This is a genomic window from Bacillus sp. 05T22 (assembly GCF_056396765.1).
Genome location: NZ_JBFTMC010000016.1, coordinates 43130 through 57625, shown reverse-complemented (window position 1 = coordinate 57625; position 14496 = coordinate 43130). Strand labels below are relative to the sequence as shown.

24 protein-coding genes and 1 pseudogene are annotated in these 14496 nt (G+C 35.1%); 12 read left to right on the top strand and 13 right to left on the bottom strand.

Annotation, left to right across the window (positions count from 1 at the left end; translation table 11 throughout):
• Window positions 1-405: DUF1385 domain-containing protein (locus tag AC1DIT_RS08240; RefSeq protein ID WP_476998133.1), on the top strand; the 405-nt coding region annotated here is incomplete at its 5' end.
• Window positions 406-488: 83 nt separating this feature from the next.
• Complete coding sequence (locus tag AC1DIT_RS08235) at window positions 489-890, top strand: SA1362 family protein (protein WP_476998132.1); 402 nt, start codon at window positions 489-491, stop codon at window positions 888-890.
• A gap of 17 nt (window positions 891-907) precedes the next feature.
• On the opposite strand, the gene AC1DIT_RS08230 is transcribed toward AC1DIT_RS08235, so the two are convergent.
• The 4 genes and pseudogenes from AC1DIT_RS08230 to AC1DIT_RS08215 form a co-directional block, all read right to left on the bottom strand.
• Complete coding sequence (locus tag AC1DIT_RS08230) at window positions 908-1564, bottom strand: HAD family hydrolase (protein WP_016132002.1); 657 nt, start codon at window positions 1562-1564, stop codon at window positions 908-910.
• Between the two features lie 104 nt (window positions 1565-1668).
• Window positions 1669-2097, bottom strand: coding sequence for a transcriptional regulator MntR (gene mntR, locus AC1DIT_RS08225; RefSeq protein ID WP_016116280.1), 429 nt, complete (start codon window positions 2095-2097; stop codon window positions 1669-1671).
• Window positions 2098-2242: 145 nt separating this feature from the next.
• Window positions 2243-2539, bottom strand: a pseudogene (locus AC1DIT_RS08220) (spore photoproduct lyase family protein); the annotation flags it as partial.
• Window positions 2526-2729, bottom strand: coding sequence for a spore photoproduct lyase family protein (locus tag AC1DIT_RS08215; RefSeq protein ID WP_438285166.1), 204 nt, complete (start codon window positions 2727-2729; stop codon window positions 2526-2528). The pseudogene AC1DIT_RS08220 and the gene AC1DIT_RS08215, both read right to left, overlap by 14 nt.
• A gap of 166 nt (window positions 2730-2895) precedes the next feature.
• Here AC1DIT_RS08215 and AC1DIT_RS08210 point away from each other — a divergent pair, with 166 nt between their 5' ends.
• The 4 genes from AC1DIT_RS08210 (at window position 2896) to AC1DIT_RS08195 (ending at window position 5616) form a co-directional block, all read left to right on the top strand.
• The gene (locus AC1DIT_RS08210; RefSeq protein WP_016116282.1) at window positions 2896-3213 is read left to right on the top strand and encodes a PadR family transcriptional regulator; all 318 of its coding nucleotides are present in this window, start codon (window positions 2896-2898) and stop codon (window positions 3211-3213) included.
• Between the two features lie 5 nt (window positions 3214-3218).
• Window positions 3219-3890 carry a DUF1129 family protein gene (locus AC1DIT_RS08205; protein WP_016116283.1) on the top strand — a complete coding sequence of 224 codons (672 nt, stop codon included), beginning with the start codon at window positions 3219-3221 and terminating at the stop codon, window positions 3888-3890.
• A 20-nt stretch (window positions 3891-3910) separates the two neighbouring features.
• The gene (locus tag AC1DIT_RS08200; RefSeq protein ID WP_016116284.1) at window positions 3911-4570 is read left to right on the top strand and encodes a hypothetical protein; all 660 of its coding nucleotides are present in this window, start codon (window positions 3911-3913) and stop codon (window positions 4568-4570) included.
• A 200-nt stretch (window positions 4571-4770) separates the two neighbouring features.
• Window positions 4771-5616, top strand: a complete 846-nt coding sequence (locus AC1DIT_RS08195; protein ID WP_016116285.1) for a hypothetical protein — start codon at window positions 4771-4773, stop codon at window positions 5614-5616.
• Between the two features lie 31 nt (window positions 5617-5647).
• Here the strand turns inward: AC1DIT_RS08195 and AC1DIT_RS08190 are convergent, their stop codons facing one another.
• Window positions 5648-6484: a lipoate--protein ligase family protein gene (locus AC1DIT_RS08190; RefSeq protein ID WP_016116286.1), complete on the bottom strand. Its 837-nt coding sequence runs from the start codon at window positions 6482-6484 to the stop codon at window positions 5648-5650.
• A 170-nt stretch (window positions 6485-6654) separates the two neighbouring features.
• On the opposite strand from AC1DIT_RS08190, the gene AC1DIT_RS08185 reads away from it, so the two are divergent.
• The gene (locus AC1DIT_RS08185; protein WP_016116287.1) at window positions 6655-7038 is read left to right on the top strand and encodes a rhodanese-like domain-containing protein; all 384 of its coding nucleotides are present in this window, start codon (window positions 6655-6657) and stop codon (window positions 7036-7038) included.
• Between the two features lie 29 nt (window positions 7039-7067).
• Here the strand turns inward: AC1DIT_RS08185 and AC1DIT_RS08180 are convergent, their stop codons facing one another.
• Window positions 7068-7655 (bottom strand): hypothetical protein, encoded by a 588-nt coding sequence (locus AC1DIT_RS08180; RefSeq protein WP_016133251.1) that lies wholly within the window; start codon window positions 7653-7655, stop codon window positions 7068-7070.
• A 283-nt stretch (window positions 7656-7938) separates the two neighbouring features.
• On the opposite strand from AC1DIT_RS08180, the gene AC1DIT_RS08175 reads away from it, so the two are divergent.
• The 5 genes from AC1DIT_RS08175 (at window position 7939) to AC1DIT_RS08155 (ending at window position 10588) form a co-directional block, all read left to right on the top strand.
• Complete coding sequence (locus AC1DIT_RS08175) at window positions 7939-8916, top strand: LacI family DNA-binding transcriptional regulator (protein WP_016116289.1); 978 nt, start codon at window positions 7939-7941, stop codon at window positions 8914-8916.
• A 104-nt stretch (window positions 8917-9020) separates the two neighbouring features.
• Window positions 9021-9596: a TetR/AcrR family transcriptional regulator gene (locus AC1DIT_RS08170; protein ID WP_016116290.1), complete on the top strand. Its 576-nt coding sequence runs from the start codon at window positions 9021-9023 to the stop codon at window positions 9594-9596.
• Between the two features lie 70 nt (window positions 9597-9666).
• Entirely contained in the window at window positions 9667-9999 is a 333-nt protein-coding gene (locus AC1DIT_RS08165) for a DMT family transporter (protein ID WP_476998131.1), read from the top strand.
• A 1-nt stretch (window position 10000) separates the two neighbouring features.
• Window positions 10001-10315 (top strand): DMT family transporter, encoded by a 315-nt coding sequence (locus AC1DIT_RS08160; protein ID WP_016116292.1) that lies wholly within the window; start codon window positions 10001-10003, stop codon window positions 10313-10315.
• Window positions 10316-10330: 15 nt separating this feature from the next.
• A complete protein-coding gene (locus tag AC1DIT_RS08155) occupies window positions 10331-10588 on the top strand; it encodes a DUF3975 family protein (protein WP_003200291.1) in 258 nt (85 codons plus the stop codon).
• A gap of 15 nt (window positions 10589-10603) precedes the next feature.
• On the opposite strand, the gene AC1DIT_RS08150 is transcribed toward AC1DIT_RS08155, so the two are convergent.
• From AC1DIT_RS08150 to AC1DIT_RS08120, 7 genes are all read right to left on the bottom strand, one after another.
• Window positions 10604-10813, bottom strand: coding sequence for a hypothetical protein (locus tag AC1DIT_RS08150; protein ID WP_016116293.1), 210 nt, complete (start codon window positions 10811-10813; stop codon window positions 10604-10606).
• Window positions 10814-11077: 264 nt separating this feature from the next.
• Window positions 11078-11671: an ABC-2 transporter permease gene (locus tag AC1DIT_RS08145; RefSeq protein ID WP_016116294.1), complete on the bottom strand. Its 594-nt coding sequence runs from the start codon at window positions 11669-11671 to the stop codon at window positions 11078-11080.
• A 35-nt stretch (window positions 11672-11706) separates the two neighbouring features.
• Window positions 11707-12339, bottom strand: coding sequence for an ABC-2 transporter permease (locus tag AC1DIT_RS08140; RefSeq protein ID WP_016133252.1), 633 nt, complete (start codon window positions 12337-12339; stop codon window positions 11707-11709).
• A 77-nt stretch (window positions 12340-12416) separates the two neighbouring features.
• Complete coding sequence (locus AC1DIT_RS08135; protein ID WP_476998130.1) at window positions 12417-13289, bottom strand: ABC transporter ATP-binding protein; 873 nt, start codon at window positions 13287-13289, stop codon at window positions 12417-12419.
• A gap of 5 nt (window positions 13290-13294) precedes the next feature.
• Window positions 13295-13669: a GntR family transcriptional regulator gene (locus tag AC1DIT_RS08130; protein WP_016116298.1), complete on the bottom strand. Its 375-nt coding sequence runs from the start codon at window positions 13667-13669 to the stop codon at window positions 13295-13297.
• 116 nt (window positions 13670-13785) lie between these two features.
• Window positions 13786-13977: a hypothetical protein gene (locus AC1DIT_RS08125; RefSeq protein ID WP_016116299.1), complete on the bottom strand. Its 192-nt coding sequence runs from the start codon at window positions 13975-13977 to the stop codon at window positions 13786-13788.
• Between the two features lie 84 nt (window positions 13978-14061).
• Window positions 14062-14286: a DUF3929 family protein gene (locus tag AC1DIT_RS08120; protein WP_033671500.1), complete on the bottom strand. Its 225-nt coding sequence runs from the start codon at window positions 14284-14286 to the stop codon at window positions 14062-14064.
• Between the last annotated feature and the right edge of the window lie 210 nt (window positions 14287-14496).

The window sequence follows — 14496 nt, the reverse complement described above, 5'->3', positions numbered from 1 at the left end:
GTGTTTCAATATCACGGTGCGGAACATAAGGTCATCAATGCTTACGAAAACAATCTTCCGCTGACAGTAGCAAATGTACAAAAACAAACTCGTCTCCATTATCGTTGCGGTAGTAGTTTTATTATATTTACAGTCATTATCGGAATGTTTGTCTACTTTCTTGTTCCAACTGATCCCCTTTGGGTCAGAGTGGTAAATCGAATTTTATTAATTCCAGTTGTTCTAGGGATTTCTTTTGAAGTCTTGCAGTTTACAAATCGATTACGAGATATTCCGATTTTGCGCGCATTGGGATACCCAGGGTTATGGCTTCAACTATTAACAACAAAAGAACCAGAAGATGATCAAGTTGAAGTTGCAATTGCATCCTTTGAAGAATTATTACGTTTAGAAGAAAAACACTAATAATTTTTTTAAAATGGTACTCAACTCCTTCCCTTGTCGCTAATATACTAATTTTAATATATGTTATTTAGGAGGTGTTCCCTATGAACGGTCGTTCGTTTACGTTCGCTTTATTCATGCTTATTATTGGGTTAGCAATATTCGGTCTCGTATCATCTGCAATTACGAATCCATACGGAATGGTAAAAAACATTGTCATCATGTTACTTGTTGTTGGTGTCTTTTATTTATTATATAAAATGTTTACAAGTTCCAGCGGTTCCGCCAATTCGCAAAACTCTTATAAGCGTGCTGCGAAACAATCGAACCGAAAATACGGAAAACAAAACGTAGCACCCCTAAGCAATTCTTTATTWAAACGAAATGCTTCTGATGACAAAGTTAAGAAAGGCAATTCATCATTGTTAAAAAGGAAACGAAAACAATCTCATTTAACCGTGATTGAAGGTAAAAAAAATAAAAAGAAAGACCGCGCTTCTTTTTAGGAAATGCGGTCTTTCTTTTATTTATGCTCCCTCACATATTGAAGTACTTCTGTTAAGCTTTTTTCTTTCATACTTCCTAAGCGAAGATGGTGATTTTCAAACTGCAAAGCCTTTGTAACTTCATTTGGAACAACGACACATTTTAATCCTGCCGCAATCGCTGCTTTCAATCCATTTACTGAATCCTCAAACACAACAGCTTCTGAAGAATCAATTTTCAGTTCTTCAATAGCCGCTTTATACAGTGCTGGATCTGGTTTTACTTTCTCCACATCTTCTTTCGTTTTAATAACTTCAAAATACTCCCGAATCCCTAAATCTTCTAAAAACCCAACAACCCATTCTCTTGAAGAACTAGAAGCTAAACCAATTTTTACTCCAAGACCTTTTGCTTCTTCTAAGTATTCTTTCACACCATCACGGGCTACTGGTATTTTCATTTTCTCTTGATGTAAAGCCGAAACTTTTTCTTTTAGCAAGTTCTTATTAAATTGCTCTTTCAATTGTTGTTCAATATATGTATAAAGCACTTCATCTGTTGTTCCAATACATTTTGCAAACTCTTCTAGAGACAAATCTCCACCATATTCGCGAATTACTTCCTGAAAAGCTTGGAACCAAATTGTTTCTGTRTCYACAATTAATCCATCAAARTCAAAAATAATTGCTTTCATTCCGATCCCGCCTTTTACAAAACAATTTTTCACATCTCTATACATTCAACTTAAATAAAGTAAATTCCTCTTCTAAACAAAAAAGGAAACGCCTCTCGTTCCCTTTACTTCCCCTGCTCTTCATTTGCTTTTTGAACACCGCGAAGTGTTTCAATTCGAAGTTCATCTTGCTCAAAATATTGCACTAAATCACCAATGCGGTCAATAGCTTCCCAACTTAAATGATGCTCAATTCCCTCTACATCATTATAGATCTTACTTTCATCCACACCGATGATACGCATAAATTGTTCTAGTAACTCATGACGATATACAAGACGCTCCCCGATTTTTTTCCCTTTTGATGTTAATACAAGCCCTCTATATTTTTCATAAATTAGATACTCATCTTTATCTAACTTTTGTACCATTTTCGTTACAGAGGATGGATGTACACTAAGCGCTTCAGCAATATCAGATACGCGGGCATATCCCTTTTCATCAATTAACAAATAAATTTGTTCAATATAATCTTCCATACTAGGGGTAGGCATCGGTTTCCTCCATCCAATTTCATTTTGTGTTTTCCGCACTAAGCAATCAATAAAATGATACACCAGAAAGGGTATCATGACAAGGGCGGAAACAGACCAAAAGCTATGAAACATAAAAAGAATCTGTATGTATATACAGATTCTTTTATGTGAAATATTGAATTTCAGTATTCGGAAAATATTCGGCAATATATCTTCTTATCGTTTCCTCTAACCTCACTGCATCATCTTTCTGATATACATATTTTCCGATGCCATATCGTCCCCATTTATATTTTCGTTTCTCCTCATCCATTTCGAGTTTCGTATTGGGATAACGTTGTTGTATTACCTTTTTCGCCGGCCTAGTAAAGCGATGTTGAATCAATTCGAATGATAAATTTAGTAGGGCTAAATCTTTTAACGCATCAGAAAGTCGTTCAAATAATTCACGATACCCGTCTCACACCAACAACAAGTGTCGTTTTCGCATTACGATATTTCTGCAAATCATTATCTCCAGGTAAATCGCGAATTTGATTATGTGATGTTGTTTCTCGAATTTCTAGACCCATCTTTGCAAACTTCTCATGCAACTTTTTTCCAAGTGGATATTGGATTGCCCCTGGTTCAAAATAAACAAGCTTTGGCATAAATGGCTTCATACGAATTCCCTCCCTGCTTCTAGTATGAGCAGACGAACGATAACAACACTATTTAAAGTTTTCCACTCCAGTAACTTGTGTTGCAAGTTACCGAATGTTATAATTCAGATAACAACTACCTTGCACAACAAGTTACTTGAAGGCGGTGACGCAATTGCATAGTCAAATGTTAAAAGGTGTGCTCGAAGGATGTATTCTATATATCATTTCGCAAGAAGAAGTGTATGGATATGAACTGAGTACGAAATTAAACCAACATGGCTTTACATTCGTAAGTGAAGGTAGTATCTATCCTCTTTTGCTACGAATGCAAAAAGAAAAACTCATTGCTGGCACATTAAAAGCTTCTAGCCTTGGACCAAAGCGAAAATATTATCATGTAACCGATAAAGGGTTCGAACAGCTAGAAGAGTTTAAGAAGAGCTGGGGGATAGTTTCGACAACGGTAAATAATTTATTGCAGGGAGAGTGAGATCGATGAAAGCGAAAGATTTAATTGAGCTGAATAATAAAAAACGCAAATTATTGACAGAGGAAAATAAAGCGACTTACGGGGATATGCTCGTTTACATTCGATTAGCTAATATCCCAGAACAGCAAGTAGAAGAACTGCTATTAGAGATTTTAGATCACTTGCTTGATGCACAAGAAGAAAAGAAAAATGCTTATGATATTTTCGGAAATGACTTACAAGCTTACTGTGATGAAATAATCACTGCACTTCCAAAACAAAATATATGGCAGAAAATAGCCACACCAGCCTTTATGAGTAGTTATTTACTCGCTATATTTTTCGCTATTAATTCTCTTGCGGCTATTATTTTACCCTTTTTCTCTGACAACAAACGCTTTCAATTTGTACAGATAAATTTCATATATGTATTTGTAATCATTATCGCTATACACCTTGCTATCCGTTTTGTATTTGACTTTATCAAAGGGGATTTATTCAATAACCATATGGGTAATTGGAAGCGCATAACGAGATTCATTTTCCAACAAAGTCTATGGTTCATACTCATTGTCATTTCTTTATTTTTTATAGACCGTCCATTTATAAAGTATCAACTTTCCCCTTGGATTGGGGCATTCCTTGCCATCATTTTGTATCTTTTTTATAAGTTTTTTTATAGACGCGTAAACTTTTAATTATACAGGGAGTGAGAAAATTGAACGCAAAAGACATGGTTGAGCTAAACAATAAAAAACGCAGGCTTCTAACCCCCGAAAACGAAAATATTTATGGCGATATGCTTATATATTTACGGTTTACGAGCACTCCACAAAAACAAATGGAAGATCTATTATTAGAAATATTAGACCACCTTTTAGACGCTCAAAAAGATGGAAAAAATGCTTACGATATTTTCGGAGAAGATTTAAAAGCGTATTGCGATGAATTAATTAATTCCTCTGAGCACCAAACTACTTTCGAAAAAGGTGCAGTTATTGGCTTTGTAGTTAGTTTATTGTTAGCTATCCAATTTGGATATGATACATTTACGCATGTATTTTTTAATCATGCAAATAAACCAGGGATTCCATTTAGTATCCTAGGCACAATATTGTCAGCTATTATTTTAACCACTGGTACTTTTTTAACTTTTTCCGTATTAAGACGATATTCTTTCACAATATTAGCGTCTTGGAAGCAAAAAATTATACTCATATTATCAGCTTGTATACCACTTGGATTATCATTTGTTTCAAACATTTATTTTGAAACAAAACCTTATTTATCCTATAACTTAACAGTTTGGCAAGGTGCTCTTATTACAATTTCCTTTTACATTTTATACAAAATTTTACATAAAACCTCTAGATTTTAACAGCCTCCCAAAAGGCTGTTTTTCTTCTGTCTAATTTTACAAATTGAAAAATTTCATAAAGAAAATAAGAAAAATGCAAAATAATTAAAGTTAATTGTTGACGTGATGCTTTTATTATCGGTATCATATTTCTTCGTGAGCAATTATTTTTCGTTATACGATTTTTTTATTATTACTGAATTTTTGAGAGGGGAAATTTGATGTCACTTAAGAAGAAAACGCAAGTACGCACCGGCAAAATGGTACGTGAACTAATGTTAGCAGATGAAGATGTAAATGCTTCGCTAATTATGGTATATAGTGAAAACGGTGTAAATGCAGAAATTAAAATCGAGGGCTTAACGCCAAAATGTAACGAAGAATTATTTTTGAGCGGAAACGTAGATTGGAACAAAAGTGTGATTTATAAGATTGTCGATTTCACAGGTAACGCTGAAGTTGGTAAAGTTACATTAACAGCAATGAACAAAAACAATGTTTCCCTAGAAATTGAACGCGTTATGTGGAGTAAAGAAAATAAAGAAGCTGCTGAACAGGAGGTAACACCTGTAGAAACTGCTCCCCCAAAAGAAGTAGTGGCAGAAAAGGCACCTAAAGTAGTCACAGCGGCTCCAAAACCTGTTACACGTGTTGAAGAACCGGTTGTAACCCCTAAACCTACTTCGGCACCAGCGCCAAAGCCAGTACGTTCAGAGACAGTTGTAGCGGCACCTACTCCAGCTCCTGTAAAAAAAGCAGTACCCACTCCAGTTACAAAGCAAGAAACGGTTACGGCTATGCCTACCAAACCAAAACAAGTGGCTTCAACTGAAGCAAATTCTAAACTACAAGAGAATTATGTGAAGCTTGTGAAAAAGACAATCGAAGTATGTCAAGATTACGAGCTTGGCATCGACATAGATGATTCTATTGAGAACTTAAAAGAAGAATTACAAAGCCAAGGTATTAGCGTGACTTTTGATAAAGAAATTATGGATGTTGTAAATCGTCTTCGTTCTTTACAAGACAAAGGAATTAAAGTAGAAAAAGTACTTAATTTATTATAAAGAAAATAAGGAGATGGCAAATGCCATCTCCTTATTTTTTATAATTCCACTCATCACTTTCGTACTTTTCTTTCGCTAATGTTTGCACTTCCTGAAGCTGTTCTTCTGTTAGTTCATACGGAACTAGCTCCACATCTAACCCTTTTTCAAATCCAACTTGGAACGCTTCAATCAACTGTTCAATTGTAAACGTACGATCTGTTAATTCATTGATTGCGACCGCTTTAGAAGAAAACATGCTCTTCATACGCTCTTTCACTCGCTCATTTGGGAATAAGAATAAATCATACAGCTCATCTAAATCGATTTCTAGCGGAATAGATCCATGCTGCAGGATAACACCTTTTTGACGTGTTTGTGCACTTCCAGCAATTTTTCGGCCTTCTACAACAATTTCATACCAAGATGGAGCATCGAAACATACGCCTGAGCGTGGATTTTTTAAATTCTCACGGTCTGCTTCCGTTTTTGGAACCGCATAGTAAGCTTCTAATCCTAACGCCTTAAACCCGTCTAATAACCCTTGCGAAATTACTCGGTATGCTTCCGTAACTGTTTTCGGCATATTCGGATGATCCTCAGAAACGATAACACTGTACGTTAATTCCTTATCATGCAATACACCCCTACCACCTGTTTGACGGCGAACAAAACCATATTTCTTTTCATTTACTACATCCATATTAATATCTTTTTCTACACGTTGAAAATACCCCACTGTTAATGTTGGCACTTCCCATTCATAAAAACGAATCGTTGGCGGCATTTTCTTTTCGCTTTGCCAATTTAATAAACATTCATCTAACGCCATATTAAATGCTGGTGAACATTGACCAGAGTTAATATAACACCATTTTTCTTTTCCCATCCTGCACCTCATATAACCAATTATTTTTCACAATCTCTAGTCTAACAAATTCGACAAAATTTGTGAAAGAATACGAAATTTCTTCTTCTTACCAAACGAACCTGTTGCATAAATACATATGGGCATTATAATATTGAAAGTAGGATAAGAAAAAAGGGAGCGATAGAATCGTGTCAACAAACTTAATTATTATACTAGCCGCAGTTCTAGCATTCATCGGCTACTCTGTATGGATGTTTTTCTATCAGAAGAGACTAATTAAAACACTTTCAGAAGAAGAATTTCGCGCTGGCTACCGTAAGGCACAGCTTATCGATATTCGTGAAGCAGATGAATTTAACGCTGGTCATATTTTAGGTGCTCGTAACATTCCATTATCACAAATCCGTATGCGTTACAAAGAACTACGTAAAGACCAACCTGTTTATTTATACTGCCAAAGTGGATTCCGTACAGGACGTGCAGCTCAATATCTAAAAAAACAAGGTTACAAAGATTTCTACCAACTACAAGGCGGATTTAAATCTTGGACAGGAAAAATTAAAAAGAAATAATATTGAAAAGAACTAGCATGACTCATCGGCTAGTTCTTTTCTTCCATATTGTTCGCAATATACAATAAGTTTTGTTTTACTACTTTTTCATTTCTTGATTCTACATTGCGATATAGCAATTGGTACTCTAACCCCTTCTCTTTCCATATGAGCGTCGCAAATTCTTCCCCCTGTTCACCCTCATCCCTATTTTTAAAATAGGCAGCTGAGCCATTATCCAATTTCATTTTTTCATGAAATCGATTTCGTTCCACAATATAAGGAAAACTGTAGGAAAAATTAGCAACAGTTAATTCTACATAATCTTTTCTTCCTTTTTCTTGTTGTCTATATTTTATCGTCAAGACAGCGTTCTTCGTCCCAATTGTTCTTACTTCTCCCTTTACATCGTTCATAACATCGTACGGTAAATACGTCGGAGCTTTAAATGATTCCGGAAAATATTTTTTTGCATTCTTTAACGAAACAGGACCAGATACACGATCTACAGCTCCATCCGCATTTCCTACAAATTGTTTTTCTTCTTTCACTGTCTGTTGGAATGAACATGAGCTAAGCAAAATACTAGAAAACACGAAACAAATGATTCTTTTTTTCACTTTGTTTCCGCCCTTCATACCGCTCTCTTTACTGACAAAGCGTTAATATGTTGTTCATATTCGCTTCACTTGTTCACTCTCCCTTTGAAAACTTTCCTCGTTTATCTCTCACATTTTGACATGTCGTATCTTTTTAGACAAAAAAACTTTTCACTACCCTTACGCCCTAACGCAAGGTTACGCGAATAGTGAAAAGCTTTGTTTATAAAATAGATTATGAAAAGCTTTTCAGGTCAAGCGTTTTTTAGTAATGTTCCATTCCTGTCCATTTCCACTTATAATGAAATGAGAGGTGAAACATATGGCAAATATAAAACAAATTGCGAAAATTGCGGGAGTATCCATAACGACCGTTTCACGCGTATTAAACGATCATCCATATGTAAGCGATGAAAAACGAAAACGCGTTTTAAATGCTATTGAAGAATTAAATTATGCAAAAAACATAAATGCAGTTCATTTAATAAAAGGAAAAACATTTACAATCGGTGTCATGCTTCCTTTTATCAACTTACCTTACTTCAGCACGATTCTTGAGGGAATCGGAAACGAAGCCCTAGCCGCTGGATATCACATTAATTTATGTCAAACGAATTACGATAGTATCGAAGAAATTCGAGTTCTTGAAATGATGAAGATGAAACAATTTGATGGCATGATTATATGCTCCCGAACAAGCTCTTGGGAGCATATTGAACCATTCGCAAAATTTGCTCCTATCACCTCATGCGAAAAAATGAAGCATCCCCTTATTTCCTCCGTCTATGTTGATCATTATGAAGGGTTTCGCATTGGTACGGAATATTTACTAAGCAAAGGACATGAGCGAATTGGCGTTTGTTTAGCAAGACAAAAAAGTGTAAATACAAAGCAGCGTGAAAAGGCCTTCTCTGATGCTCTCCATACTGCCAAAAAAAGACTTCAACCAGATTGGATGTTTTACCAATGCTACACGATGCAAGATGGTGCAAAAGCTTTACACAGCATGTTAAACATGAAAGAGCGTCCAACTGCTATTTTTACTGCTAATGACCAAGTAGCCGCTGGTTTATTAACAGAAGCAAGAAAAAACGGCATACGCGTTCCAGAAGATTTAGCGATTCTCGGTTTTGATAACCATGAGATTTCGGAGGCATTAGAAATTACAACGATTGAGCACCCCGGATTAACAATGGGAGCTCTTGCTTTTTCTTTATTTCATAAGCAAATACTTGGTGAACAAATCATCGGGAACTCCAAAGAACTCCCTTTCCGTTTAGTCGAACGAAAAACTGTGTAAAGAGTGCCTGCTGAATTTGGCACTCCTTTTCAACATCTGACTTATTGACTTTATTTTGATTATTTATTACAATTACCCTAACGAACGGTAGGTAGGGGATGTAAATGACAGCAAACCGCATTAAAGCTGTAGCACTTTCTCATTTCGCACGCTATAGCTACGAAGGGACTTCGTTAGCAAATATTGCACAGGAAGTCGGGATTAAAAAACCATCGATTTACGCACACTTTAAGGGAAAAGAAGAATTATACTTCATCTGCTTAGAAGCTGCACTTCAAAAAGATTTACAATGCTTTACAGACGATATAAAAAAATTTTCAAAGTCATCTACTGAAGCATTACTTGTAAACTTGTTAAAAGGTTACGCAAAACGATTTGGTGAAAGTGAAGAATCGATGTTTTGGTTACGCACTTCCTATTTTCCGCCTGATGCATTTCGCGAACAAATTATTAAAAAATCAAATGCTCACATTGAAAACATCAGAGAACTTTTATTTCCTGTATTCAAACGAGCAAATGAACAAGGTGAACTGCATAACCTTGAAATACAAGACGCTTTAGAGGCTTATTTATGCTTACTTGACGGTCTGATGGTTGAACTATTGTACGCAGGCTTAAATCGCTTTGAGACCCGTTTAAGTGCTTCTTGGAAAGTGTTTTGGCGAGGGCTTTCACAATGACGGATTGCAAATAGCAATGCGTCGTTTTTCAGCCCTTCACCTAACGACTGGTAGGAAGGAGAAATAATATATGGCATKGATTTATGTAATTTTAGCTGGCATCATTGAAATTTTTTGGGTGATTGGACTAAAGCACGCAACTACTCCACTTGAATGGGTTGGTGTTGCTCTCTTAATCGCAATTAGTTTCGTCCTATTATTTAAAGCTTATAAAGATTTGCCTGTAGGAACTGTATATGCTGTGTTTACAGGAATCGGAGCTGGCGGAATCGTTCTTACAGAAATCTTTATTTTCGGAGAACCATTTTCAATTGTAAAAATCTTATTTATTGGTTTAATCTTCTTTGGCGTTATTGGATTAAAACGAGTAACGGGTGAACAAGAAGAGAAGGAGGTCGCATAAAATGGCATGGGTATTTTTAATTATTGCTGGTATTTGTGAAATTGTTGGTGTACTGTTTATGAAAGTAGCCACCGAAAAGAAAGGCTGGGCACCTAAGCTTATTTTAATCGCTAACTTTGCCGTAAGCTTCTTCTTCTTATCACTTGCAATGGACTCATTACCGATGGGAACAGCTTACGCGATTTGGACTGGAATTGGAACTGCTGGAAGTGCGCTTCTAGGTATTCTTATCTTCCGTGAATCAGCTGATTGGCGTCGCCTTGCCTTTTTAAGCTGCATTTTATGCGGTGCAGTTGGCTTAAAATTAATGAGCTAACGTGAGGTGAATGTCATGTGGAAAGAAAAAGGGAAACAAATTGTAACTGGAATTATAATTGGAATTGTGCTCCTACTACAAATGAGCTTTCATTTTATCGAATGGTTATTCCATAAAGGAATTTCTATTCTTACATTCCTTCCCAACATGGCACTTGAAGTTGTATCCATTGTTTGGTCAATTATCGCTTCCATCATGATTATTATCATTTGGAGTATCGCTAAACTTTGGAATAAAATAACCAAAAAAGACAGTTCTTCTGAAAAGAAGTAACTGTCTTTTTTATACTTAATGATTCGCGTTGCTTGGCAACCTAAAGAAATTGGATGCAATAAGACATAGTATTCCAAGAATAAAAACGCCAGTCCCAATACCCTTATTCGAGCTTTTAAATAAGTTAATATCCGAGTAAAAATTCAGCATCATAAGACCTAAAGAAAACAAAATCAATCCAATTCCAATTAATATTCTTCCTATTGGCGTCCGTTTTCTCATCATTACATCTCCCCCTAATTTCTTTAAAATCTAATAATATTTCCAATCCAACCGGACATAATATCAACAAGGAGCTGATTATATGCAAAATTCCATACATAAACATATCCTATTGTTATTTTTCTTATTTCTTTTCTTTGTTATATGTTTCAGCCTTATATTACATGCACCAAAAGAGATGCCGAGCACCGTTTCTGTTTATAAGTTACTCCTGTGTTATTTTCCCTATTGAAAAAGGTGTCTTGTGATGAGACACCTTTTTTCCTGCTATATGTCCATTCGCTCATATAATTTCACACAAGCCAACATTGAGAAAACCAACATGCAAGTTGCCCCCATGCATAAGAACCCACTATGTAAATTCAATTGCTCTATATTTACTTTAAAGAAAACTTCTAAAATAAATATAGGTGCGATTAATAGAAAACAAGCTATCATAAACGTTTTCTGATAGCCTAACAGAAAGTAAATTGGTAAAATCAAACTAAAAACAATAAAACTGAGGCTCATACTAGTTACAACCGTCGTTTCTATAAAATCCACTGTCTCATTTCTTAACTGAATACCTACTGTAAAGTAAGCAATGATAACACTGGTCATTAAAATAATCAGCGCAAACATATACTTTGCCAATATCATTTGTTTTCTAGATATCGGTAAACTATTAAACATCTTTTCGCTTTGATTTTTTTCATCACTATAAAAAGTTCTCATCATCAATATAACAGGAATAATAACTGTCGTAAGTGTGAATGTACTATGGTTATCTCGCGTCGCCATATAGAATAAAAAAGGATAGATTATATACCAAATGAGCATTTTCCTTTGCACAATAAAATCTTTCATGATTAGTTGTTGCATACTTCTCCCCCCTCCTAGCGCACAAACCACTGCTCTTATAACTCTTTTTCTCGAAACATTTGGATTGAAAAAACTACAGATACCATATATATCACTAACACCCCAATACCAATTGTCCCCATAACTACTATAAGATTCTCAGAATGAAAAACTTTTAGCATAATCGCTTTATCACCGAGAACATTACACATAAAACCAATAATTCCGACAAGCGGAAATATGATAATAATATTCAATATACTAACAGCCGAATAATCACCCATATATTGGATAGGGAGTGCTACTAGACTATAAATAATCGCCGTTATCCCAGCTGAAAATATTACATATTCCGGGATATGCACATTCTGATTCAAAAGACTATTTACTAATATCGCTATCATATATGTTAGAGACAACCCCAGTATAATAAAAAACACGTTTGATATGTATTTGGCTATAACGATGTCCCTTCTCGTCACCGGTAAACTCGCTAGCACCTTTTCTACCTTGCTTTTATCTTCAAAATATAAAGAAATGAATAGAATCATACCGCATGTAAAAAAACAACCTATTGCAATTCCTAATGGTTCGGTAGGATTCCTCAATAAGGAATAAATAGGAATTAAACTATACAATGGCCATATCTTTCTCTGTAAGAAAAATTCTTTCCAAATTAACTGCTGCATATAGATTCTCCTTTTTATAGATCACGTTTTTCATAAAGTTTAACGGTAATACACATTTTGTAAAAAAGAGCAAATCCTTATATACGAGTTGACGCATAAACACTCCTCCCCTTCGCCGTATACACAACGATGTCATCTAAAGTCGGTTTTTCTAATACAACTTCGTTTCCAAACCAATCTTCAATTGCTTGCTTATCTTTCACCAATCCTTCAAAACCAAATTTATTTTTGCGTAATCCGATAAAGAGTTCTTTTCCTTCAGGATCTAATAAGTCATTACTACCTTTTACCAGTACATATTTTTCTAATATTGCGTCTTTTTCTCCCGTAAAAACAATCTCACCTTCGTGAATAAATGTAATATAATCAGCAATACGCTCTAAGTCCGTTGTAATATGTGTCGAGAATAATACCGCTACTTCTTCTTCCATCACAATTTCTTGCAACATATCGAGCAGTTCACTACGGACAACTGGATCTAAACCTGATGTCGGTTCATCCATAATAATGAGCTCTGCATGATGCGATAAAGCCATCGTAATCRCAAATTTCATTTTCATTCCTTTCGATAACTGCTTAATCCTCTTATTTTTTGGTACTTGTAATCGGTCCATATACCATTGATATTTTTCTTCATCCCATTTTTTATATAACGGTGCGATAATTCGTTTCATTTGTTCACACGTTAACTCTTCATAGTAATGATTTTCGTCATATACAAATCCAATGTTTTGCTTAATTTCTTTTTCAGCTTTTTTATTATCCTTGCCAAAAATGGTAATATCACCGCTATTTCGTCTTACTAAGTTCATGATCATTTTTATGGTCGTACTTTTCCCAGCACCATTTGGCCCAACAAACCCCATAATATACCCACGTGGCAATGTAAAACTTATATTTTTCACTGAAAAATCTTTATAATTTTTACAAACGTTTTTTAACTCTAACATGTCACTTATTCCCCCTTATATAAAAACGCAATCATTTTTTGCAACTCTTCAAGTGAAAGCTGCAAAAACTTACTTTCATTCACAATTTCTTCCGCTTTACTTTCTAACAAGCGCAATCGTTGTTCTCGCAAGAGCTCGTTATTTTGCATGGAAACATATGTCCCTTTTCCAGCAATGGTTTCAATATACCCTTCTTTTTCAAGCTCTTCATACGCACGTTTCGTCGTAATCACACTAATCTGTAGTTCTTTCGCTAAGCTACGGATAGACGGCAATCGATCTCCACCCTTAAGACCTCCATTTAAAATAAGCTGCCTCAATTGCTTACTAATTTGTTCATAAATAGGGTCTGGGGAAGAATTTGAAATAATAATATTCATGTTTTCCTCCACTGTATATATACTGTATATACCTTATATACACAGTATATACACATCGTCCTATTTTTGGCAAGAAAAAAAGACCAACATTTCCCTGTTGGTCTTCCATATATGTATCACTTCTCAAAGCGATCTAGCATTTCATCTCTCATCCCAAAACTAACAACCGCGATTCCTACATACATGAAAATAAGAAATGCTGGATGCACTGCATTGTACCAGCTGCTATCAACAATTAAATATACCGTTAATGCTACAACAAGTACAAATGCCAAAATAAACATATAAAAGTGTCTTGTACTACCCATGATAAACTCCTCTCTTCTCACTTCTCTCTTCTCACTTCACCATTCAACAGTATATTTTATCGAATAATTCGATATGACTCAAGGCTAACTTTCTTTTATGTAATCAAGTTCTACCTTTACAATGTCATCACAAGCTATTGAAATAATTGTTCCTTGTTTATCAATCGCTGTCACTTCTTCGTTATCCATTACCCGATGTGCTACACACTCTAACATTTTTCCATAATCTCGATAACAAAATTCCTTTATATCTTTAATTTGTTTACCGTTTTCTAAATGATACACCATCCTATAACACTTATAGCCCATTCCTTCACCCCAAATTGTTCGTTTTTTCACATATACGTAAAAATGAGTTATTCTCCTCATTACACCTTCTTAATTTCAATAAAATTCTAACAAAAATACACAATTTTATCAAACCTACTTTTTCAACAAAAAAGCTTAAAAAACAACTTTCTTCCACACTGTTACATGAAATACAAAAATTCTTCACATTATTTTCATAATCTCTGCACA

Coding starts and splice junctions, on each gene's coding strand:
- AC1DIT_RS08145 (WP_016116294.1), bottom strand. CDS start 11,671: ATGCAACAACTAATCATGAAAGATTTTATTGTGCAAAGGAAAATGCTC.
- AC1DIT_RS08160 (WP_016116292.1), top strand. CDS start 10,001: ATGGCATGGGTATTTTTAATTATTGCTGGTATTTGTGAAATTGTTGGT.
- mntR (WP_016116280.1), bottom strand. CDS start 2,097: ATGCCTACCCCTAGTATGGAAGATTATATTGAACAAATTTATTTGTTA.
- AC1DIT_RS08150 (WP_016116293.1), bottom strand. CDS start 10,813: ATGATGAGAAAACGGACGCCAATAGGAAGAATATTAATTGGAATTGGA.
- AC1DIT_RS08130 (WP_016116298.1), bottom strand. CDS start 13,669: ATGAATATTATTATTTCAAATTCTTCCCCAGACCCTATTTATGAACAA.
- AC1DIT_RS08190 (WP_016116286.1), bottom strand. CDS start 6,484: ATGGGAAAAGAAAAATGGTGTTATATTAACTCTGGTCAATGTTCACCA.
- AC1DIT_RS08175 (WP_016116289.1), top strand. CDS start 7,939: ATGGCAAATATAAAACAAATTGCGAAAATTGCGGGAGTATCCATAACG.
- AC1DIT_RS08125 (WP_016116299.1), bottom strand. CDS start 13,977: ATGGGTAGTACAAGACACTTTTATATGTTTATTTTGGCATTTGTACTT.
- AC1DIT_RS08120 (WP_033671500.1), bottom strand. CDS start 14,286: ATGGGCTATAAGTGTTATAGGATGGTGTATCATTTAGAAAACGGTAAA.
- AC1DIT_RS08155 (WP_003200291.1), top strand. CDS start 10,331: ATGTGGAAAGAAAAAGGGAAACAAATTGTAACTGGAATTATAATTGGA.
- AC1DIT_RS08170 (WP_016116290.1), top strand. CDS start 9,021: ATGACAGCAAACCGCATTAAAGCTGTAGCACTTTCTCATTTCGCACGC.
- AC1DIT_RS08180 (WP_016133251.1), bottom strand. CDS start 7,655: ATGAAGGGCGGAAACAAAGTGAAAAAAAGAATCATTTGTTTCGTGTTT.
- AC1DIT_RS08205 (WP_016116283.1), top strand. CDS start 3,219: ATGAAAGCGAAAGATTTAATTGAGCTGAATAATAAAAAACGCAAATTA.
- AC1DIT_RS08140 (WP_016133252.1), bottom strand. CDS start 12,339: ATGCAGCAGTTAATTTGGAAAGAATTTTTCTTACAGAGAAAGATATGG.
- AC1DIT_RS08195 (WP_016116285.1), top strand. CDS start 4,771: ATGTCACTTAAGAAGAAAACGCAAGTACGCACCGGCAAAATGGTACGT.
- AC1DIT_RS08215 (WP_438285166.1), bottom strand. CDS start 2,729: ATGCCAAAGCTTGTTTATTTTGAACCAGGGGCAATCCAATATCCACTT.